Source organism: Streptomyces sp. Sge12 (genome assembly GCF_002080455.1).
Lineage (GTDB): Bacteria > Actinomycetota > Actinomycetes > Streptomycetales > Streptomycetaceae > Streptomyces.
On record NZ_CP020555.1, the window covers coordinates 5,621,670 to 5,641,845 of the forward strand.

19 protein-coding genes are annotated in these 20,176 nt (G+C 71.3%); 11 read left to right on the top strand and 8 right to left on the bottom strand.

The annotated features are described in order from the left end of the window. Window positions 1-31: 31 nt before the first annotated feature. The gene (locus B6R96_RS25180) at window positions 32-1,237 is read right to left on the bottom strand and encodes a bifunctional adenosylcobinamide kinase/adenosylcobinamide-phosphate guanylyltransferase (protein ID WP_053705000.1); all 1,206 of its coding nucleotides are present in this window, start codon (window positions 1,235-1,237) and stop codon (window positions 32-34) included. Between the two features lie 93 nt (window positions 1,238-1,330). Between B6R96_RS25180 and B6R96_RS25185 the strand changes: the two genes are divergently transcribed. After that, window positions 1,331-1,543: a hypothetical protein gene (locus B6R96_RS25185; RefSeq protein WP_030389078.1), complete on the top strand. Its 213-nt coding sequence runs from the start codon at window positions 1,331-1,333 to the stop codon at window positions 1,541-1,543. A gap of 88 nt (window positions 1,544-1,631) precedes the next feature. On the opposite strand, the gene B6R96_RS25190 is transcribed toward B6R96_RS25185, so the two are convergent. After that, the gene (locus B6R96_RS25190) at window positions 1,632-2,339 is read right to left on the bottom strand and encodes a class I SAM-dependent methyltransferase (RefSeq protein WP_053705001.1); all 708 of its coding nucleotides are present in this window, start codon (window positions 2,337-2,339) and stop codon (window positions 1,632-1,634) included. Window positions 2,340-2,440: 101 nt separating this feature from the next. Continuing rightward, window positions 2,441-3,040: a DUF3043 domain-containing protein gene (locus tag B6R96_RS25195; protein WP_078626618.1), complete on the bottom strand. Its 600-nt coding sequence runs from the start codon at window positions 3,038-3,040 to the stop codon at window positions 2,441-2,443. 271 nt (window positions 3,041-3,311) lie between these two features. On the opposite strand from B6R96_RS25195, the gene B6R96_RS25200 reads away from it, so the two are divergent. Both B6R96_RS25200 and pspAA read left to right on the top strand, forming a co-directional pair. After that, window positions 3,312-4,106: a PspA/IM30 family protein gene (locus B6R96_RS25200; RefSeq protein ID WP_081523718.1), complete on the top strand. Its 795-nt coding sequence runs from the start codon at window positions 3,312-3,314 to the stop codon at window positions 4,104-4,106. Window positions 4,107-4,119: 13 nt separating this feature from the next. After that, window positions 4,120-4,398: a PspA-associated protein PspAA gene (gene pspAA, locus B6R96_RS25205; protein ID WP_081523719.1), complete on the top strand. Its 279-nt coding sequence runs from the start codon at window positions 4,120-4,122 to the stop codon at window positions 4,396-4,398. A gap of 69 nt (window positions 4,399-4,467) precedes the next feature. On the opposite strand, the gene B6R96_RS25210 is transcribed toward pspAA, so the two are convergent. Beyond that, window positions 4,468-5,253: a hypothetical protein gene (locus B6R96_RS25210; protein ID WP_081523720.1), complete on the bottom strand. Its 786-nt coding sequence runs from the start codon at window positions 5,251-5,253 to the stop codon at window positions 4,468-4,470. A gap of 70 nt (window positions 5,254-5,323) precedes the next feature. Here B6R96_RS25210 and cobS point away from each other — a divergent pair, with 70 nt between their 5' ends. From cobS to B6R96_RS25225, 3 genes are all read left to right on the top strand, one after another. Beyond that, window positions 5,324-6,145 carry an adenosylcobinamide-GDP ribazoletransferase gene (gene cobS, locus B6R96_RS25215; protein WP_081523721.1) on the top strand — a complete coding sequence of 274 codons (822 nt, stop codon included), beginning with the start codon at window positions 5,324-5,326 and terminating at the stop codon, window positions 6,143-6,145. A gap of 34 nt (window positions 6,146-6,179) precedes the next feature. Then, entirely contained in the window at window positions 6,180-6,908 is a 729-nt protein-coding gene (locus B6R96_RS25220) for a response regulator (protein ID WP_051779676.1), read from the top strand. A 136-nt stretch (window positions 6,909-7,044) separates the two neighbouring features. Continuing rightward, the gene (locus tag B6R96_RS25225) at window positions 7,045-10,173 is read left to right on the top strand and encodes an efflux RND transporter permease subunit (RefSeq protein WP_081523722.1); all 3,129 of its coding nucleotides are present in this window, start codon (window positions 7,045-7,047) and stop codon (window positions 10,171-10,173) included. A gap of 125 nt (window positions 10,174-10,298) precedes the next feature. On the opposite strand, the gene nadA is transcribed toward B6R96_RS25225, so the two are convergent. Then, window positions 10,299-11,486 carry a quinolinate synthase NadA gene (gene nadA / locus B6R96_RS25230; RefSeq protein WP_030389087.1) on the bottom strand — a complete coding sequence of 396 codons (1,188 nt, stop codon included), beginning with the start codon at window positions 11,484-11,486 and terminating at the stop codon, window positions 10,299-10,301. A 293-nt stretch (window positions 11,487-11,779) separates the two neighbouring features. On the opposite strand from nadA, the gene erpA reads away from it, so the two are divergent. Next, complete coding sequence (gene erpA / locus B6R96_RS25235; RefSeq protein WP_030010511.1) at window positions 11,780-12,136, top strand: iron-sulfur cluster insertion protein ErpA; 357 nt, start codon at window positions 11,780-11,782, stop codon at window positions 12,134-12,136. Window positions 12,137-12,259: 123 nt separating this feature from the next. On the opposite strand, the gene B6R96_RS25240 is transcribed toward erpA, so the two are convergent. Both B6R96_RS25240 and B6R96_RS25245 read right to left on the bottom strand, forming a co-directional pair. Next, window positions 12,260-13,723: a hypothetical protein gene (locus B6R96_RS25240; protein WP_081523723.1), complete on the bottom strand. Its 1,464-nt coding sequence runs from the start codon at window positions 13,721-13,723 to the stop codon at window positions 12,260-12,262. Window positions 13,724-13,795: 72 nt separating this feature from the next. Beyond that, window positions 13,796-14,035: a hypothetical protein gene (locus tag B6R96_RS25245; RefSeq protein WP_030389089.1), complete on the bottom strand. Its 240-nt coding sequence runs from the start codon at window positions 14,033-14,035 to the stop codon at window positions 13,796-13,798. A 131-nt stretch (window positions 14,036-14,166) separates the two neighbouring features. Here B6R96_RS25245 and B6R96_RS25250 point away from each other — a divergent pair, with 131 nt between their 5' ends. Continuing rightward, entirely contained in the window at window positions 14,167-15,141 is a 975-nt protein-coding gene (locus B6R96_RS25250) for a carbohydrate kinase family protein (protein ID WP_052872517.1), read from the top strand. A 208-nt stretch (window positions 15,142-15,349) separates the two neighbouring features. On the opposite strand, the gene B6R96_RS25255 is transcribed toward B6R96_RS25250, so the two are convergent. Next, a complete protein-coding gene (locus B6R96_RS25255) occupies window positions 15,350-16,729 on the bottom strand; it encodes a cysteine desulfurase/sulfurtransferase TusA family protein (protein WP_081523724.1) in 1,380 nt (459 codons plus the stop codon). A 283-nt stretch (window positions 16,730-17,012) separates the two neighbouring features. Here B6R96_RS25255 and ctaC point away from each other — a divergent pair, with 283 nt between their 5' ends. The 3 genes from ctaC to B6R96_RS25270 are packed head-to-tail and all read left to right on the top strand — an operon-like array spanning window position 17,013 to window position 20,109. Further along, entirely contained in the window at window positions 17,013-17,987 is a 975-nt protein-coding gene (ctaC, locus tag B6R96_RS25260; RefSeq protein WP_053705008.1) for an aa3-type cytochrome oxidase subunit II, read from the top strand. Beyond that, window positions 17,984-19,714: an aa3-type cytochrome oxidase subunit I gene (gene ctaD, locus B6R96_RS25265; RefSeq protein ID WP_030389093.1), complete on the top strand. Its 1,731-nt coding sequence runs from the start codon at window positions 17,984-17,986 to the stop codon at window positions 19,712-19,714. Before ctaC ends, ctaD begins: the two co-directional genes overlap by 4 nt. Next, on the top strand, window positions 19,711-20,109 hold the full coding sequence (locus B6R96_RS25270; protein ID WP_030389094.1) for a cytochrome c oxidase subunit 4: 399 nt from the start codon (window positions 19,711-19,713) through the stop codon (window positions 20,107-20,109). The genes ctaD and B6R96_RS25270 overlap by 4 nt, the downstream gene beginning before the upstream one ends. Window positions 20,110-20,176 lie beyond the last annotated feature (67 nt).

Sequence of the window (20,176 nt, forward strand, 5' to 3'; positions counted from 1 at the left end):
GGACGGGACCCGGGCGGGGCCCGCAGCCGCGCTACTCCTTGAGCACGCCGACGAGACCCGCGACGACCAGCAGCACGTGCTCGCACTCGCCCGCGACGGCCGCGTTCAGCCGGCCCAACTCGTCGCGGAAGCGGCGGCCGGAGGCGGTCGCCGGGACGACGCCCGAGCCGACCTCGTTGCTGACCAGCACCACCTGACGGTGCGTCGCACGCACGGCCGCCACCAACTCGGCGGTCCGCTCGGCGAGGCGGCGCTGCCCGCCGCCCGCCCACACGGCGTCGTCCCAGGCCCCGGCCCGGTCCATGGCGTCCGTCAGCCACAGCGCCAGGCAGTCGATCAGCAGCGGCGGGCCGTCCTGCGCCAGCAGCGGGGCCAGCTCGCAGGTCTCCACCGTCCGCCAGGTCCCCGGCCGCCGCTCCCGGTGCAGACCGACCCGCTGCGCCCACTCCGGGTCCCCGTCCCGGGTGCCGCCGGTGGCGACGTAGACCACCTCGGGGAAGGACTCCAGCCGTCGTTCCGCCTCCACGGACTTGCCGGAACGGGCCCCGCCCAGCACCAGCGTCCGGCGCGGCAGGTCGGGCACCGCGAGGTACTCCCCGACCCTCAGGGTGGTCCCGTCCGGCACCGCCCGGGCCCCGGCGGCCGCGCACCGGCGGGCCAGCTCCGCGCCCGGCGGGGTGTCGTGGTCCAGGTGGACGGCGATCACGTCCGTGGCCGGGCCCACCGCGCCGCCGGCCCGCAGCCGCGCCAGCGCCTCGGGACGGCCCAGCACATCGGCGAGGACCATGTCGTACGGGTCCTGCCCGGACCGGTCCGCCACCCCGGCGGGGGCGCCGCCGGGCGGCAGGTACAGCAGCCGGCGGCCGTCCGGGCCGGTCACCTCGTACCCGGTGCCCGGCGCGTCCATCGGCACGGCCCGCACCCGGTGTCCGGAGATCACCGCCAGCTCCCGCCCGTCCGGCACCCGCCCGGCGGCCGGCAGACCGGGCGGCAGCTCGACCGCGGGCCCGTCGTGCGGGTGGGTCAGCAGGACCTGCCGCACCCCGGCCAGCGAATGCCCGGCCCGGGCCCCGGCCAGTACCGCCCCGGGGGTCAGGTCCAGCAGCAGCGCCCCGTCGACGAGGAGGGCCGTCGCGGCGCGGGAGCGCAGCCCGACGGAGACCGCGCAGGCAGCACAGGGGCAGCCGGGGCGGGGCAGGCCCTCGGGTGTGCCGGTGCCGAGCAGAGTGAGTTCCACAGGATGATCCTCCCGCGTCGCCGAGACTGCTGCGCGCCCGGTTACTCTGCGGGCAGACTCAGGGCAGGAAGTGTGCGAGCAACGGAGGCGGACATGGCGTGGACGTGGCGGTTCGAGACGGCCGACGGCACCGAGACGAGCCCGTCGGTGGTTCCGGAGGAGTTCACCACGCAGGGCGACGCGGAGTCCTGGATCGGCGAGTACTGGAAGGACCTGCTGGAGGGCGGCGTCGAGCAGGTCAAACTGTCCGACGACGCCGGGACCGAGCTCTACACGATGAGCCTGCGCGCGGCGCTGGACGCGTAGCCGTCCGGTAGCCGTTCGGCAGGCACGAGAACGACGGTGCCGCCGGGTCTGTGACCCGGCGGCACCGTCGTTGTGTCAATGAGACGGCCTAGCCCCGTACCCCGCACAGGTGCAGCAGTGCTGCCACGCCCCGGTACGGATCGCTGCGCCCGGCGCGGTCCTCGGCGGCCAGCAGCCGCTCCAGTTCCCCGTCGGGCGGCAGGACCTCGCCCGCCTCGGTGCCGTCGGTGAAGACGCGCACCCCGTACCAGGCCTGCAGCGGCGCGCCGATCCCCGACAGGGTGGCCGTCAGGCCGGCCAGCCGGTCCGCGCGGACGTCCAGGCCGAGCCGGTTCGTGTAGTCGATGGAGTCGAAGGCGGCCAGGGCGGCCTTCCAGTCGCCGTCCAGACCCGGCCGCATGGCGAGCGCGTCGCCGTTGCGCACCAGCAGGGACAGCAGTCCGCCCGGGGCCAGCATCCGGGCCAGCCCGGCCAGCATGGCGTCCGGCTCGGGCACGTACATCAGCACCCCGTGGCACAGCACCACGTCGAAGCTGCCCGGCAGGAAGTGGGCCCCGGTCTCGCGGCCGTCGCCCTCCATGAGGGTGACCCGGTCACGGATCCCTTCGGGCTCCGCGGCCAGCGCCTCACGGGCGACGGCCAGCATGCCCGGGTCCTGCTCCAGGCCCGTCACCTTGTGCCCGGCGCGGGCCAGCCGCAGCGCCTGCGTGCCCTGGCCCATGCCGACGTCGAGCACGCGCAGCCGCTGCCCGACCGGGAAGCGGTGCGCGATCTGCTCGTCGACCTGCCGGCCCACGAGTTCCTGCCGGACCGCGTTGCGCAGTCCGCCCAGGCCTTCGAGCCAGAGCCGGGCACCTTCTGCGAAGCCTTCCCCCGACGCGCCGGGCGTCGCTCGGCTCAGGGCCGTTCCCCGCGCTTGACCTGCGGCTTCGGCAGGCGGAGCCGGCGCATCTGGAGGGTGCGCATGAGGCCGTACGCGATCGCGCCGCGGCGCGGCTCGTTCGGGAAGCGCTCATTGAGGGACTTGCGGAGGCGGAAGACCAGGCCGATGGAGTCGAGGATGATCAGGACGATCACACCGAGCCACAGCATCAGCGCGATGCTCTGGATCGCCGGCTGGCGCACCATGCTCAGCACGAGGATGACCACGGCCAGGGGCAGGAACATCTCGGCGACCGAGTAGCGGGAGTCCACGTAGTCGCGGACGAACCGGCGCACGGGACCCTTGTCACGGGTCGGCAGGTAACGCTCGTCGCCATTGGCCAGCGCCTCGCGCTGCTTGGCCATCTCGCTGCGGCGACGCTCACGCGCTCGCTTGGCATCCTCCTTGCGGTTGCCGGTCGAGGCCACCACGGCCTTGCGCTGCGACTGGGCCACAGCACGCTTCGGCGTAGGGCGGCCCTTCGGGGCCTGCGGGTCACGGGGCTGCGAGAGGTCGGCGCTCACCTTGTCGGTGGCGGCGGCCTTCTCTTCCTTGGAGGAGCGGCTACCAAACACAAAACCCAAGCGTACGTGGTTGCGGGCATGGGCCCCACCCCGCTGGGGAACGATCCGGCAACGGCGGGCGTCTTCCCATTGCACGGTGTGTGCGGTGGGCCCGCTCTCCTGGGATCACCTACTCCTTACGCCTGATGGGGCGCGGGCGTAGTCGTCCTGGAGGAGGAGCGCATCCGTACTCGAACAGTGCGGTAATGGAGACAGGGCCCGTACTGTGGGTTCTGTCGGTGACCTGGAGCACAGTCCGTCTAGAAGGGGGCGCGCGAAGCCCATGAGCGGTGTCATGAAGCGTATGGGGATGATCTTCCGCGCGAAGGCGAACAAGGCCCTTGACCGGGCCGAGGACCCGCGCGAGACCCTCGACTACTCGTACCAGAAGCAGCTGGAGCTGCTCCAGAAGGTGCGCCGCGGAGTCGCCGACGTCGCGACCTCCCGCAAGCGCCTGGAGCTGCAGCTCAACCAGCTCCAGGGGCAGTCCGCGAAGCTGGAGGACCAGGGCCGCAAGGCCCTCGCCCTCGGCCGCGAGGACCTGGCCCGTGAGGCCCTCTCCCGCCGCGCCTCGCTCCAGCAGCAGGTCAGCGATCTGGAGGTGCAGCACCAGACCCTTCAGGGCGAGGAGGAGAAGCTGACGCTGGCCGCGCAGCGGCTCCAGGCCAAGGTGGACGCCTTCCGGACGAAGAAGGAGACCATCAAGGCCACCTACACGGCGGCCCAGGCGCAGACCCGGATCGCGGAGTCCTTCTCCGGCATCTCCGAGGAGATGAGCGACGTCGGCCTGGCCATCCAGCGGGCCGAGGACAAGACCGCCCAGCTGCAGGCCCGCGCCGGCGCGATCGACGAGCTGCTGGCTTCCGGCGCGCTCGACGACCGGAGCGGACTCGGCTCCAAGGACGACATCCAGGCCGAACTGGACCGCCTCTCGGGCGGCTCCGACGTGGAACTGGAGCTCCAGCGCATGAAGGCCGAGCTGGCGGGCGGCCCGTCCGCCCAGCAGCAGGCCATCGAGGGCGGCGCCCAGGGCAACGGGCAGCAGCCGCAGACTCCGCACCGGTTCGACAAGCAGTAGGACGGGGCCCGTCATGATTGTCCGCATCATGGGGGAAGGCCAGGTGGAGCTGGCGGACAGCCACCTCGCCGAGCTCAACAAGCTGGACGACGAACTGCTCGCGGAGATGCAGAGCGGCGACGGGGAGGGCTTCCGGCGCACGCTCGGCGCGCTGCTCGAAGCCGTACGGCGGCTCGGTGAGCCGCTGCCCGACGACGCCCTGGAGCCGTCCGAGCTGATCCTGCCGGCCCCCGGCGCGACCCTCGACGAGGTCCGGGAGATGCTCCGCGACGACGGCCTGATCCCGGGCTGAGCCCCGGCCGGGCACACCGACGAAACGGCGGTGGGCCCTCCCCTTCCCGGGGAGGGCCCACCGCCGTTCTCAGTGCGGGGGAGGTTTCTCCAGGGAGACCACCTGGTCCGGATCGTGGTCCGGGTCCGGGGTCCCGCCGATGAAGTTCTCGAACCTGCGGCGCGGCCCCGCCCACCGCCGGTCGTGGTGGAAGGCCCGCAGCCCGGCCCTGGCGCGGGCGCGCGGACGGTTCGCGTAGAACTTTTTCGCGTACGGGGACCCGGGCCGGGCCAGCCGGATCGCGCCGACCAGTGCGACGAAGGGCACCACCAGGCCGAAGAGGGCGGTGCGCGCCTTGCCCTTCCACAGGGCGATCAGGGCCAGGAAGAAGTTGGTGGCCGCGTTCATGGCGACCAGGCCGCGGCTCTGGCGCTCCTCGGCGGACAGGTCGTTCACGCCGAAGGGCACGAAGCCGCCCAGGACCAGCGCCACCAGGGCGGCCGTGACGACGACGATCTCCACGCTCTTGCGGCCCTGCTCGCTCCAGTAGACGTCGTCGAGGTGCAGGATCAGTGCGAACTCGTCCAGGACCAGGCCCGCGCCCAGCCCGAAGATCACGGCGGAGGCGCATGCGCCGAAGCCGTGCCGGCCGCTGCCCACCGCGCCGAATCCGCCGATGATCACGAGGATCACCCCGGGCACCACGTGGTGGATGTGGATGCCACCGGGGGTGACGTTCTTGAAGGGGCCGCGGCCGGCCCGGATCAGCCGGGTGATCACCCGGGTGACCAGGAACGACATCACGAACGAGAGCAGGGCGAGCAGGAGGGGCAGCTTCCCCGGTTCGACGATGTTCCGATACCACCAGTGACCCATCCCACTGACTCCCTATTTGGCAGGTATGGGGTAATTTACCGCTCGCGCCGAGCGGGTACCGTTCCCGCCGATGACAGATTCGTTCGACGGCCCGCCCCTGACGCCGCCCCCGGAACGCGCCTCGTTCCTCGACGGCGTCCGTTTCGCGTTCGGCACCCTCACCGTGCTGCCCGCCCGCATCACCCGCTGGGACCGTCCCGCCGCCCGCACCGGAATGGCCTGCGCCCCGCTCGCCGGACTGGTCGTCGGCCTGCTCGCGGCCCTGCCGGGCGTACTCCTCCTGCTGCTCGGCGGGGGACCGCTGCTCGCCGCGACCCTCACCGTCGCCGCGCCCGCCGCGCTGACCCGGGCACTGCACCTGGACGGCCTCGCCGACACCGCCGACGGGCTGGGCAGCGCCAAACCCGCCGGCGAGGCCCTGCGCATCATGAAGCAGTCCGACATCGGCCCCTTCGGTGTCGTCACGCTGATCGTCGTACTGCTCCTCCAGGTCGCCGCGCTGTCCGAGATCTACGCCGACAGCTGGGTCCGCGGCGCCCTCGCCGCCGTGGTCGCCGCCTTCGCGGCCCGCCTCGCCATGACCCTGGCCTCCCGCGAAGGCGTCCCGGCGGCCCGCCCCGGGGGACTCGGCGCCGCGGTCGCCGGAGCGGTCCCGCGCCGCGCCGCCCTACTGATCGCCCTGCTCGCCGTCGCGGCGGCCGCGGCAGCCGCCCTCCCGCTGGGCCCGGCCGCCGCCGCGCAGTACGCGGCGGCCGTCCTGGCCGCCCTGCTCGCCGCCGAACTGCTGCTCCGCCGCTGCGTACGCCGCTTCGACGGAGTCACCGGGGACGTCTTCGGCGCCCTCGCGGAGGTCGCGGCGACCACCGCCCTGATCGTCCTCGCCCTGGGCTGAGCGGGCCGCAGGCGGGGCCGCGTACCCTCACCCCGTGGACCACACCGCCCCGGACCTGCCCGCCGCCGCGCCCCTGAGGGTGCTGCTCGCCGACGACCAGGCACTGCTGCGCAGCGCCTTCAAGGTGCTCGTCGACTCCGAGCACGACATGGAGGTCGTCGGGGAGGCCTCCGACGGGGCGCAGGCCGTCGAACTCGCCCGCCGCACGCGCCCCGACGTCGTCCTCATGGACATCCGCATGCCCGGCACCGACGGGCTCGCCGCCACCCGCATGATCAGCGCGGACCCGGAACTCGCCGGCGTGCGCGTGGTGATGCTGACGACCTTCGAGGTCGACGAGTACGTGGTCTCGGCGCTGCGGGCCGGCGCCTCCGGCTTCCTCGGCAAGGGCGCCGAGCCCGACGAACTGCTGAACGCCATCCGGGTCGCCGCGGCCGGCGAGGCCCTGCTCTCCCCGGCCGCCACCAAAGGGCTCATCGCCACCTTCCTCGCCCAGGGCGGCGGCGCCGACCCGGCCGCGGCCATGGACTCGGCCGGGGCCCACGCGCAGCGGCTCGCCGCGCTGACCGTCCGGGAGCGCGAGGTCCTCGTACACGTCGCGGCCGGGCTGTCCAACGACGGGATCGCCGGACGGCTGGAGGTCAGCCCGCTGACCGTCAAGACCCACGTGAACCGGGCCATGGCCAAGCTCGGCGCCCGCGACCGGGCCCAATTGGTGGTCATTGCGTACGAATCGGGACTGGTCCGCCCTCGCGCGGAGTAGAACCGCCCGGTACGACGTACTCCAGACGCGGTATGCCGCACATAAGGACGGCACCTGCGAGCGACGCAATGCGCCACCGCGATGGGACAGGGTGGTGGTGCCCTCGCGTTCGTCACTGCAGAGAGATCTCATACCCATGTCCTGGCTGTCCCGCTTCAGCCTGGCCCAAAGGGCGTTGGTCGGCCTCGTGTCGATCGTCGCGCTCCTCTTCGGCGCCATAGCCATTCCGCAGCTCAAGCAGCAGCTGCTGCCCTCCATCGAATTGCCGATGGTCTCCGTGCTCGCGCCGTACCAGGGCGCCTCGCCCGACGTGGTGGAGAAGCAGGTCGTCGAACCGATCGAGGCCATGCTCAAGGGCGTCGACGGCCTCACCGGCATCACCTCCACCGCCAGCGAGGGCAACGCCCTCATCATGGCCACCTTCGACTACGGCGACAGCGGCACCAAGCAGCTCGTCGCCGACGTCCAGCAGGCCGTCAACCGGGCCCGCGTCCGGCTGCCCGCCGAGGTGGACCCGCAGGTCGTGGCCGGTTCCACCGACGACATCCCGACGGTCATCCTGGCCGTCACCTCCGACAAGGACCAGCAGGCGCTGGCCGACCAGCTGGAACGTTCCGTCGTTCCGGTGCTGTCGGACATCGAGGGCGTCGGCCAGGTCACCGTCGACGGCGTCCAGGACCTCCAGGTCACCGTCACCCCCGACGACGCCAAGCTCGCGGCCGCCGGCCTCGACGGCGCCTCCCTCGCCCAGGGCCTCCAGGCGGGCGGCGCGGCCGTCCCCGCCGGCTCCTTCGACGAGGCGGGCAAGAACCGCACCGTGCGCGTCGGCTCCGGCTACACCTCCCTCGCCCAGCTGCAGGAGCTGCGCCTGAGCCCCGGCCCGGGCAAGCCCGCCGTCCGCCTCGGCGACGTCGCGGCCGTCAAGCAGGAGCCGGCCAAGGCCGTCTCCATCACCCGGACCAACGGCAAGCCCAGCCTCGCCCTCGTCCTCACCATGGACAAGGACGGCAGTGCCGTCGCCATCTCCGACGCGGTCAAGGACAAGCTCCCCGAGCTGCGCACCACGGTCGGCGCCGGCGCCGACCTGACCGTCGTCAGCGACCAGGGCCCGGCCGTCGCCAAGTCCATCTCCAGCCTGACCACCGAGGGCCTGCTCGGCCTGCTGTTCGCGGTGATCGTGATCCTGGTCTTCCTCGCCTCGCTGCGCTCGACGCTGGTCACCGCGGTCTCCATCCCGCTGTCCGTGGTCCTCGCGCTCATCGTGCTGTGGACCCAGGACCTGTCGCTCAACATGCTGACCCTGGGCGCCCTCACCATCGCCATCGGCCGGGTCGTCGACGACTCGATCGTGGTCCTGGAGAACATCAAGCGCCACCTCGGCTACGGCGAGGAGCGCGAGACCGCCATCATCACCGCGGTCAAGGAGGTCGCCGGCGCGGTCACCTCCTCCACCCTCACCACCGTCGCCGTCTTCCTGCCGATCGGTCTCACCGGCGGCATGATCGGCGAGCTCTTCGGCTCGTTCTCGCTCACGGTCACCGCGGCCCTGCTGGCCTCGCTGCTCGTCTCGCTGACGGTCGTACCGGTGCTCTCGTACTGGTTCCTGAGCGCCCCCAAGGGCGTCGACCCCGCGAACGCCGAGAGCGCGGCGAAGGCCCGCCGCGAGGCCGAGGAGAAGGAGGCGCGCAGCCGCCTCCAGCTCTTCTACGTCCGCGTCCTGGGCTTCGCCACCCGGCGCCGGCTGACCAGCGTGGCCATCGCGGTGGTCGTCCTGATCGGCACCCTCGCGATGACCCCGATGCTGAAGACCAACTTCTTCGACCAGGGCGAGCAGGAAGTCCTGACGGTCAAGCAGGAGCTGGCCCCCGGCACCTCTCTGGCCGCCTCCGACGAGGCGAGCCGCAAGATCGAGAAGGTCCTGGGCTCGGTCGACGGCGTCAAGAGCTACCAGGTCACCGTCGGTTCCTCCGGCTTCCTCGCGGCCTTCGGCGGCGGTACGGGCTCCAACCAGGCCTCGTACCAGGTCACCCTGAAGGACTCCGGCAAGGCGGACTCCGTCAAGAAGGGCATCGAGGACAAGCTGGCCGCCCTCGACGGCATCGGCGAGACCCGCATCGTGGCGGGCGACGGCTTCGGCAGCCAGAACCTCAGCGTGGTCGTCAAGGCCGGCGACGCCAAGGTCCTCGCCGAGGCGGCCGAGCAGGTCCGCGCCGAGGTGGCGAAGCTCAAGAACGTCGCCGACGTGCAGAGCGACCTGTCCCAGTCCGTGCCCCGCATCTCCGTGACGGCCACCCCCAAGGCGGCCGAGGCCGGCCTGAACCAGGCCGCGCTCGGCGCGATCGTCGCGCAGGCCGTACGGGGCAACCCGGCGGGCAAGGCCGTACTGGACGACACCGAGCGGGACATCGTCATCAAGTCCGCGCAGCCGGCCACCACCCTGGCCGAACTGCAGGCGCTCCCGGTCGGCCCGGTCAAGCTCGGCGACATCGCCGAGGTCAAGGAGGTCCCCGGCCCCGTCGCGATGACCCGGATCGACGGCGCCCGCGCCGCCACCGTCACCGCCCGGCCGCTCGGCGACAACACCGGCGCGGTCAGCGCCGAGCTCCAGACCAAGCTCAAGGCGCTGGACCTGCCGGACGGCGCCACGGCCTCCATCGGCGGCGTCTCCGAGGACCAGGACGAGGCCTTCGGCTCGCTCGGCCTGGCCATGCTCGCGGCCATCGCGATCGTGTTCATGCTGCTGGTCACGACGTTCCGCTCACTGGTCCAGCCGCTGATCCTGCTGGTCTCCATCCCGTTCGCGGCGACCGGCGCCCTGGGCCTGCTGCTCGTCACGGGCACCCCGATGGGCGTCCCGGCGATGATCGGCATGCTGATGCTCATCGGCATCGTCGTGACCAACGCGATCGTCCTGATCGACCTGGTCAACCAGTACCGCGCCCAGGGTCTGGGCGTCGTCGAAGCGGTCATCGAGGGCGGCCGGCACCGACTGCGCCCGATCCTGATGACGGCCCTGGCGACGATCTTCGCGCTGCTCCCGATGGCGCTCGGCGTCACCGGCGAGGGCGGCTTCATCTCGCAGCCGCTCGCGGTCGTGGTGATCGGCGGCCTGGTCAGCTCCACCCTGCTGACGCTGCTGCTGGTGCCGACCCTCTACACGATGGTCGAACTCCGCAAGGAGCGCCGCCGCGCGAAGAAGACGGCCCGCCTGACGGTGGTCCCGGCCCCGTCCGACTCCTCGGACGACACCCCGGCCCGCGTCTGACCGGCCCGCTTCCGACCGGCCCGGGCGGGCCGAGCCACTCGGCCCGCCCGACCGGATGCCCCATGCCCGAAGGGGCGGCTCCTGCACAGGAGCCGCCCCTTCGGGCATGCGGGGGAGGGGAGGGGCTACGGGAGCGCCAGCATCCGCTCCAGGGCGAGCTTCGCGAAGCTCTCCGTCTCCTTGTCGACCTGGATCTGGTTGACGAGGTTGCCCTCGGCCAGGGACTCCAGGGTCCACACCAGGTGCGGCAGGTCGATGCGGTTCATGGTCGAGCAGAAGCAGACCGTCTTGTCGAGGAAGACGACTTCCTTGTCCTCGGCAGCGAATCGATTCGCCAGACGGCGGACCAGGTTCAGCTCGGTGCCGATGGCCCACTTGGAGCCGGCCGGGGCCGCCTCCAGCGCCTTGATGATGTACTCCGTCGAGCCGACGTAGTCCGCGGCCGCCACGACCTCGTGCTTGCACTCGGGGTGGACCAGGACGTTCACGCCGGGGATCCGGGCGCGGACGTCGTTGACCGAGTCGACCGAGAACCGGCCGTGCACCGAGCAGTGCCCGCGCCACAGGATCATCTTGGCGTTCCGCAGCTGCTCGACCGTCAGGCCGCCGTTCGGCTTGTGCGGGTTGTAGAGCACGCAGTCGTCCAGGGACATGCCCATGTCGCGGACGGCGGTGTTGCGGCCCAGGTGCTGGTCCGGGAGGAAGAGGATCTTCTCGCCCTGCTCGAACGCCCACTCCAGGGCTTTCTTCGCGTTGGACGAGGTGCAGATCGTGCCGCCGTGCTTGCCGGTGAAGGCCTTGATGTCGGCGGAGGAGTTCATGTACGAGACGGGCACCGTGGCGTCGGCGACACCGGCCTCGGTCAGTACGTCCCAGCACTCCGCGACCTGCTCGGCGGTGGCCATGTCGGCCATCGAGCAGCCGGCGGCCAGGTCCGGCAGGACCACCTTCTGGTCGTCCGAGGTCAGGATGTCCGCGGACTCGGCCATGAAGTGCACGCCGCAGAAGACGATGTACTCGGCCTCCGGCTTGGCGGCCGCGTCCTTGGCCAGCTTGAAGGAGTCCCCGGTGACGTCCGCGAACTCGATGACCTCGTCACGCTGGTAATGGTGGCCCAGGATGAAGACCTTGTCCCCGAGCTTCTCCTTGGCCGCGCGGGCCCGCGCCACCAGGTTCGGGTCCGACGGCGAGGGCAGGTCGCCGGGGCACTCCACCCCGCGCTCGCTCTTGGGGTCGGCCTCACGGCCGAGCAGCAGCAGGGCGAGGGGCGTCGGCTGGACGTCCAAAGGCTGGGCGGTGGTCACGACACGCACCCTTTCTGTTCTGCGACAAGGGATTTCTGGATCATCACTACGACTTCTCGTCTACTTGACGTTATCTATCATAACCGCTTCACGTCAGTTTGACGATGCCGATAGTGTCAATGTGACGCATCAGCCCACGATTCGTCGGGTCCGCCCCCGCGCGCGGTGTGCGAGCATGGAATATCTGAAACAAGCGTCGGGTCCCGGAATGAATCCGCGGTCCCGCTCGTTGCCACCGACGGCAAGAGTCCGACGTTTCCTCGCCTCCGGCGGGGAGCCGCCCACTTCGGGAGTGAATGCAGATGTCCGTACAGGACGACAAGACCACTGTGAGCGACGGCATCCTCCTGTCCGACGCCGCCGCCGAGAAGGTCAGGACCCTGCTGGAGCAGGAAGGCCGTGACGACCTGGCGCTGCGCGTCGCCGTCCAGCCCGGCGGCTGCTCCGGCCTGCGCTACCAGCTCTTCTTCGACGAGCGCTCCCTCGACGGCGACGTCGTGAAGGACTTCGACGGTGTGAAGGTCGTCACGGACCGGATGAGCTCCCCGTACCTCCACGGCGCCTCCATCGACTTCGTCGACACCATCGAGAAGCAGGGCTTCACGATCGACAACCCCAACGCCACGGGCTCCTGCGCCTGCGGCGACTCGTTCAGCTAGGCCCGAGCGCCGAGCCTGAACGGCCGCACCACCCGGCATGACGCGAGGGCCCGCCTCCGGTCGAATCCGACCCGGAGGCGGGCCCTCGCGCATGCCCCGGAGCCCCGGGGCGCCGGCTGCGTCCTACTGCCGGGGGAGCGGCTTGCCCGTCGTCGCGTCGACGACCTTGCGGTCGCCCAGCGGCTGCTGGAGCGTCACCGTCGAGGACATCTCCTGCGCCAGCATGATGCAGGCCTGACCCGGCTTCTTCGGCGTGTCTGTGATCTTCACCATGACCGATTCCGCCTGCTCCCGCGCCTCCACGGCGTAGGTGCTGCACGGGCTGCCCCAGAAGTTCACGGTCAGCTTCCGGTCGGCCTCCGCGTACGAGAACCCGGGCACGGTACGCCCGTCCGCCGGGCCGGGGGTGTCCTCCTGGGCCGCGGCCGGCTGGGCCACCGTGTGCCCGGGCCCACCGCCCTGGCCCGCCACCTCGAAGAGCCAGGCCGGAACCAGCCCCTGCGCCCCGTTCACCGTGCCGGGGACCAGCCCGAGCACGGCGCCCCGTACCGTCTCCGTCCGCGGGGGCTTCATCGGCCGCGGCTCCGGGTTGCACGGCACCGTGTCCGTGCCCGCCGCCGGGGCGTCCGCCGTCAGCGGGACCGCGCTCGCGCAGCCGCTGGGCTCGGGGTTGCCCGACCCGCCGCCCGACTTCTCGTTCAGCCTGGCCAGCGCCTCCACGGCCCCGACCACCTGCTGCTCGCCCGCCCGGGCGGGGGCCTTCAGCTCGCCGTTGGCGCCCACCACCGTGCCGTCGCCGCCGACGCTCACCTTCGTGGACCAGCCCTGCGTGGGCAGCCCGCCGACCACCGGGTCGGCCGCCACCACCCGCACCGCGCCCTGGGTGAGCCGGGCGTCCTGCTTCGCCCCCTCCACCCCCGCGGCGGCCAGCACCGGGGCCGCGGCGGCCCTGGCGGCCTCCTCGGACACCGGCTTGCCGGCCTCGGCCCCGCCGGCCGCGTTCGGGGGCGCGCCGCCCGCGTCCCGCGGCAGGGTGGCCGGGCCGCAGGTGTCCTTGCCGCGCACGCAGTCGTCCCCGGCGCCGTTGCCCGTCCCGCTGCCCGACCCCTGGAAACGCGCGAAGTTCCACGTCCCCGGTGCCGTACGGGTCACCGTCAGCCGGGGCCCGACCCCGTCGGCGGCCTCCCCGGCCAGCCAGACGTCCCCGCTCAGCCGCGGCTCGCCCGGCAGGCCCAGGGCCGCCGCCAGCCGCGCCACCTCCGCCGAGGTGACCTCGCCGGACAGGGCGTACGTCGGCGCGCTCGCCGGGGCCTCCGGAAGCTTCACGTCGGCCCGGTAGACCACCCCGCCGCCGGACGGGTCGGGCTCCCCCGGGGCGATGCCCGGCCCCGAGGGGTCTCCCGCGTCGCGGGGCGCGGAGGCCGCGCTGTCACCCGTACGGTGGCCCGACCCGCCGTCCCCGTAGGCGGTCGACGCCCAGTACGCGGTGCCGCCGCCCGTCAGCAGGACGGCGGCCGCGATCGAGGCGACGGCCCAGGCGGGCCGCCGCCGAGTGCCGCGTGATGTGTCGGGTTGTTCGCTGGTCACCGCATCGCTCCTTCTCCGGTTCCGTCGTACCTGATGCGGGTGTGACGGAGCCGGCGGGCAACCGGTTCCCTTCTACTGGTCCCCGTACACGGACGTGGCGGCGATCAGCCGGGCCGAGGCGGGCGGCACGCTGATCCCGTGGATCTGCGAGGGAGCCACGCGGACCGGCCGGGGACCCGCCGGGACCGCCCAGTGCGGGGCCATCCGGGCGCAGTCACCCAGCAGGCGGGCGAAGCCGGGCTGTCGTGGGGCTTCCGCGCCGCGCTTGTCGGCGGTGTACTCGGAGTAGCCGAAACCGTCGGTATAGGTCATGGAGGCACCGTAGGCATCGGAGCTCACGCGAAGAAAGACCTACTAAGGGGTAGTTTCTTGGGTTCGGCCTGGGGTCGCGGACCGGGTAGTTTTGACTGTCCCTCGCCGTCCTCAGCAGGAGCGTCCTCGCCGTGCGCATCGCAGTCACCGGCTCCATCGCCACTGACCACCTCATGACCTTCCCCGGCCGTTTCGCCGACCAGCTCGTCGCGGACCAGCTGCACACGGTCTCCCTCTCCTTCCTCGTCGACAACCTCGATGTCCGTCGGGGCGGGGTCGGCCCGAACATCTGCTTCGGCATGGGGCAGCTCGGCAGCCGCCCGATCCTCGTCGGCGCCGCCGGCTACGACTTCGACGAGTACCGCGCCTGGCTGGACCGGCACGGAGTCGACACCGAGTCCGTCCGGATCTCCGAGGTGCTGCACACCGCGCGCTTCGTGTGCACCACGGACGCCGACCACAACCAGATCGGCTCCTTCTACACGGGGGCGATGAGCGAGGCCCGGCTGATCGAGCTGAAGGCCGTCGCCGACCGGGTGGGCGGCCTCGACCTGGTCCTCATCGGCGCGGACGACCCCGAGGCGATGCTGCGCCACACGGAGGAGTGCCGCACCCGCGGGATCCCCTTCGCCGCCGACTTCTCGCAGCAGATCGCCCGCATGGACGGCGACAACATCCGCACCCTGATGGAGGGCGCGACCTTCCTCTTCTCGAACGAGTACGAGAAGGGCCTCATCGAGTCGAAGTCCGGCTGGACCGACGAGGAGATCCTGGCCAAGGTCGGCACCCGCGTGACCACGCTGGGCTCCAACGGCGTCAAGATCGAGCGCGTGGGCGAGGCCCCGATCGTGGTCGGCTGCCCCGAGGAGACCGCGAAGGTCGACCCGACGGGTGTCGGCGACGCGTTCCGCGCCGGGTTCCTGACCGGTCTGGGCTGGGGCGTCGGCCTGGAGCGGGCCGCGCAGCTGGGCTGCATGCTCGCGACGCTGGTCATCGAGACGCTGGGCACCCAGGAGTACACCCTGGCCCGGGCCCACTTCATGGAGCGCTTCACCAAGGCGTACGGCGACGAGGCGGCGGCGGAAGTCCGCGCCCACCTGGCGTAGCCCCGCCGTCCCATGTCAGCCCCGCCGGCGGGACTCCCCCCGCCGGCCCCTTATTCAGCCCCTCCGGCGTTTGAGGAGCGGGGTCCGGGCGGAGCCCCGGGGAACCCGGCTCCGCCGGGCACCGGGCTCCGCCCGGACCCTCCCCCGGCTACCGCTGGGAGGCGCCCCCTGCTCAAACGCCGGCGGGGTTGGATATGGCCCGGCCCGGTCAGAGGGCGCGGCGGACCGTGTAGGCCGTGCCCACGGGGCGGGGGGACTCGCCCACGTAGGTGTGGCCCCGCATCGCGCACCACGCCGGGATGTCCAGCCGGGCCACCTCGTCGTCGGAGACGACCGTGACGGTGCCGCCCACCGGGACCGTCACGATGGCCCGGGCCAGCTCGATCACCGGCTGCGGACACCGCAGCCCCAGCGTGTCGAGCTCCAGCGAGTCCGCCACCGGCGCCACGGCCGGGGGCTCCGACACGCCGAGCCGCTCCCGTACGCCGGCCACCGCGCGGGGCAGTACCTCCAGGAACGCGTTGACCTCCTCCGCCGGGGTGCCCGGCGGCAGGGACACCCGTACGTTCCCCTCCGACAGCACGCCCATCGCCCGCAGCACGTGACTGGGGGTCAGCGTGGAGCTCGTGCAGGAGGAGCCCGAGGAGACCGAGAAGCCGGCCCGGTCCAGCTCGTGCAGCAGGCTCTCCCCGTCGACGTACAGGCAGGAGAAGGTGACCAGGTGCGGCAGCCGCCGCTCCGGATCGCCCACCACCTCCACGTCCGGGACCAGCCGCACCACGCGCCGCCGGATGCGGTCCACCAGCACTCGCAGCCGGGCCGCCTCCGCGTCCGCCTCGGCCCGTACGGCCCGCAGGGACGCCGCCGCGGCCACGATCGCGGGCAGGTTCACGAAGCCGGGGGAGCGCCCCGACTCCCTTTCGTCCGCTGGGCCTTGGGGGGAGAAGCGGACCCCCTTGCGGACCGCGAGCAGGCCGACCCCGGGCGGGCCGCCCCACTTGTGCGCACTCGCGGCCAGGACGGACCAGGCGCCCTCCACCGGGCCCCAGGCCAGTGACTGGGCCGCGTCCACCAGCAGCGGCACCCCGGCCGCCCCGCAGACCTCGGCCACCTCCGCCACCGGCTGGACCGTGCCCACCTCGTGGTTGGCCGACTGGAGGCAGGCCAGGGCGCTCCCGGGGAGGAGCGCGTCCGCATAGCCGGCGGGCGTCACCGCGCCCCACCGGTCCACCGCGACCTCGGTCACCGATCCGCCGAGCGCCTCGTGCACCTGCGCCGCGTGCAATACCGAACTGTGTTCGACCGCCGATGCGACCAGATGGTTTCCGACCCGCCGGCGCCCCGCGAGGACCCCCGCCACGCCGGTGTGAACCGCGTGCGTCCCCGAAGGAGTGAACACGAGCTCGTCGGCGCGGCATCCCACCGCCTCCGCGGCGGCCTCCCGCGCCGCGTCCAGCAGCAGCCGGGCCCGCCTGCCCTCCCGGTACAGCCGGGCCGGATCCGCCCAGCCCTCGTCCAGGGAAGCCTGCAACGCCTGCCGGGCCACGGGGTGCAGGGGAGCGGCGGACGCGCTGTCGAAGTAGGGCATCCGGTCACGCTAACCCGGGCTCCGCAGCGTTCGAGGTCAGGGGGCGTCAGATGTGCTCCGGACACCGCCATTCAGGGCCATTCGCACCGTCCCCCGGACGGCGGATCCATCCCTTCGGGGGCAGTAGCGGCGCGTTGGGCACCCTCCCCGCGCGACCCCAAATAGCGTCCAGTAGGGTTTGGTCCGCATAAACATCCAAACCCCTGCCTGCGTCAGGGCCGGCGACCGACCCGAACACGGCCGCGGCCGGCCGCGCGGGCCGAGACTCTCGGGAAGGCGCTACGTGAGTCCCTACGGCTCCGACCGCTCGCCGCGGCGCCCGATGCGGCGGAAGCTGCTGCAGGCGCTGACTGCGGGCGTGGTCCTGGCGACCGCCACTGGTTGCTCGTATACATGGAAAGACTTCCCCCGCCTCGGAATGCCGACTCCGGTAACCGAGGAGGCGCCGCGCATCCTCTCCCTGTGGCAGGGATCCTGGGCGGCCGCGCTCGTCACGGGCATCCTCGTGTGGGGCCTGATCATCTGGAGCGTCATCTTCCACCGGCGCAGCCGGACGAAGATCGAGGTCCCGGCTCAGACCCGGTACAACATGCCCATCGAGGCGCTGTACACCGTGGTCCCGCTCATCATCGTCTCGGTGCTCTTCTACTTCACCGCTCGTGACGAGTCGAAGCTCCTGGCCCTCACCCCGAAGCCGCCGCACACGATCAACGTGATCGGCTTCCAGTGGAGCTGGGGCTTCAACTACATCGAGAACGTCGACGGCGAAGCGGCGACCCCGAAGGCGGGCGAGGTTCCCAAGGAGCTCGCCTCCATCCCGGACCGCTTCACCAAGGACTTCCCGGCCGGCGCCGAAGGCGTCTACGAGAAGGGCGTCCCCGGCGACCGGAACCCGCAGACGGGCAACCCGGGTCCGACCCTGGTCCTCCCCAAGGGCGAGAAGGTCCGTTTCATCCTGTCGTCGAACGACGTGATCCACTCCTTCTGGGTGGTCCCGTTCCTGTTCAAGCAGGACGTCATTCCGGGCCACACCAACGTCTTCGAGGTCACCCCGTCCGAATACGGCACCTTCATGGGCAAGTGCGCCGAGCTCTGCGGCGTTGACCACTCCCGGATGCTCTTCAACGTCAAGGTCGTCTCCCCCGAGGAGTACCGGGCGTACCTGAAGGACCTCGCGGAGAAGGGTCAGACCGGCTACCTCCCGGCCGGCATCCAGCAGACCGACCCGGCCCGGAATGCGGAAGTGAACAAACTGTGAGCATCCTCAACGAATCCCAGGGTGCCGCCGCCGACTCGTATGAGAACGAGCTGCCGGTACGGCGCAAGCAGCCGGGCAACGTGGTCGTGAAGTGGATGACCACGACCGACCACAAGACCATCGGCACGATGTACCTGGTCACATCGTTCGTGTTCTTCCTGATCGGCGGCGTGCTGGCGCTCTTCATGCGCGCCGAGCTGGCCCGTCCGGGCACGCAGATCATGTCGAACGAGCAGTTCAACCAGGCGTTCACCATGCATGGCACGATCATGCTGCTGATGTTCGCCACCCCGCTCTTCGCGGGCTTCGCGAACTGGATCATGCCGCTGCAGATCGGCGCGCCCGACGTGGCGTTCCCGCGGCTGAACATGTTCGCGTACTGGCTGTACCTCTTCGGCTCGACCATCGCGGTGGCCGGCTTCGTCACGCCGAACGGCGCCGCCGACTTCGGCTGGTTCGCCTACTCCCCGCTGTCGGACGCGGTCCGCTCGCCGGGCATCGGCGCCGACATGTGGATCATGGGTCTGGCCTTCTCCGGCTTCGGCACGATCCTCGGCTCGGTCAACTTCATCACCACGATCATCTGCATGCGCGCTCCCGGCATGACGATGTTCCGCATGCCGATCTTCACCTGGAACGTGCTGCTGACCGGTGTGCTGGTCCTGCTCGCCTTCCCGGTCCTGGCCGCCGCGCTCTTCGCGCTGGAGGCCGACCGCAAGTTCGGTTCGCATGTGTTCGACGCGGCCAATGGCGGCGCACTGCTCTGGCAACACCTCTTCTGGTTCTTCGGGCACCCAGAGGTGTACATCATCGCGCTGCCGTTCTTCGGCATCGTCTCCGAGATCATCCCGGTCTTCAGCCGCAAGCCGATGTTCGGCTACATCGGCCTGATCGCCGCGACGATCGCGATCGCCGGTCTCTCCGTGACCGTGTGGGCCCACCACATGTACGTCACCGGTGGTGTGCTGCTGCCGTTCTTCTCCTTCATGACCTTCCTGATCGCGGTACCGACCGGTGTGAAGTTCTTCAACTGGATCGGCACCATGTGGAAGGGCTCGCTGTCCTTCGAGACCCCGATGCTCTGGACGATCGGCTTCCTGGTCACCTTCACCTTCGGTGGTCTGACCGGCGTCATCCTGGCCTCGCCCCCGATGGACTTCCACGTCTCCGACTCGTACTTCGTCGTCGCGCACTTCCACTACGTCGTCTTCGGCACCGTGGTGTTCGCGATGTTCGCCGGCTTCCACTTCTGGTGGCCGAAGTTCACGGGCAAGATGCTGGACGAGCGCCTCGGCAAGATCACGTTCTGGACGCTGTTCATCGGCTTCCACGGCACCTTCCTGGTGCAGCACTGGCTCGGTGCCGAGGGCATGCCGCGTCGTTACGCGGACTACCTCGCCGCCGACGGCTTCACCGCGCTGAACACGATCTCGACGATCAGCTCCTTCGTGCTCGGCCTGTCGATGCTGCCGTTCATCTACAACGTGTGGAAGACGGCCAAGTACGGCAAGCAGGTCGAGGTCGACGACCCGTGGGGCTACGGCCGTTCGCTCGAGTGGGCGACGTCCTGCCCGCCGCCGCGGCACAACTTCCTCACCCTGCCGCGGATCCGTTCCGAGTCCCCGGCGTTCGACCTGCACCACCCTGAGATCGCGGCCCTCGACCACCTCGAGGACCACAGCGTCGCGGCCCCGGCCGTCACCGGCGGCAAGGAGGCCGGCAAGTGAAGATCCAGGGCAAGATGTTCCTCTGGCTCTCCTTCTTCATCCTGATCATGGCCGTCGTGTACGGCGTGTGGTCGAAGGAGCCCGTCGGTACCACCGCGCTCTTCCTGGCCTTCGGCCTGAGCGTCATGATCGGCTACTACCTGGCCTTCACGGCCAAGCGCGTGGACGAGATGGCCCAGGACAACCTGGAGGCCGACGTCGCCGACGAGGCGGGCGAGCTGGGGTTCTTCTCCCCGCACAGCTGGCAGCCGCTCTCGCTGGCGATCGGTGGAGCCTTCGCCTTCATGGGCGTCGTCTTCGGCTGGTGGCTCATGTACTTCTCCGCTCCGCTGATCCTCATCGGTCTGTGGGGCTGGGTGTACGAGTACTACCGCGGTGAGAACCAGAACCAGTAGCAGTACTTCCGCGGCCGCGCCGCGAGCTTTACCGGGGCCCGGGCACCTCTCAGAGGAGCCCGGGCCC

What these genes read in the sequence shown, in the direction of transcription:
- B6R96_RS25185 (WP_030389078.1), top strand. Translation starts at nt 1,331, where the DNA reads ATGGCGTGGACGTGGCGGTTCGAGACGGCCGACGGCACCGAGACGAGC.
- B6R96_RS25200 (WP_081523718.1), top strand. Translation starts at nt 3,312, where the DNA reads ATGAGCGGTGTCATGAAGCGTATGGGGATGATCTTCCGCGCGAAGGCG.
- pspAA (WP_081523719.1), top strand. Translation starts at nt 4,120, where the DNA reads ATGATTGTCCGCATCATGGGGGAAGGCCAGGTGGAGCTGGCGGACAGC.
- B6R96_RS25210 (WP_081523720.1), bottom strand. Translation starts at nt 5,253, where the DNA reads ATGGGTCACTGGTGGTATCGGAACATCGTCGAACCGGGGAAGCTGCCC.
- cobS (WP_081523721.1), top strand. Translation starts at nt 5,324, where the DNA reads ATGACAGATTCGTTCGACGGCCCGCCCCTGACGCCGCCCCCGGAACGC.
- B6R96_RS25225 (WP_081523722.1), top strand. Translation starts at nt 7,045, where the DNA reads ATGTCCTGGCTGTCCCGCTTCAGCCTGGCCCAAAGGGCGTTGGTCGGC.
- erpA (WP_030010511.1), top strand. Translation starts at nt 11,780, where the DNA reads ATGTCCGTACAGGACGACAAGACCACTGTGAGCGACGGCATCCTCCTG.
- B6R96_RS25245 (WP_030389089.1), bottom strand. Translation starts at nt 14,035, where the DNA reads ATGACCTATACCGACGGTTTCGGCTACTCCGAGTACACCGCCGACAAG.
- B6R96_RS25255 (WP_081523724.1), bottom strand. Translation starts at nt 16,729, where the DNA reads ATGCCCTACTTCGACAGCGCGTCCGCCGCTCCCCTGCACCCCGTGGCC.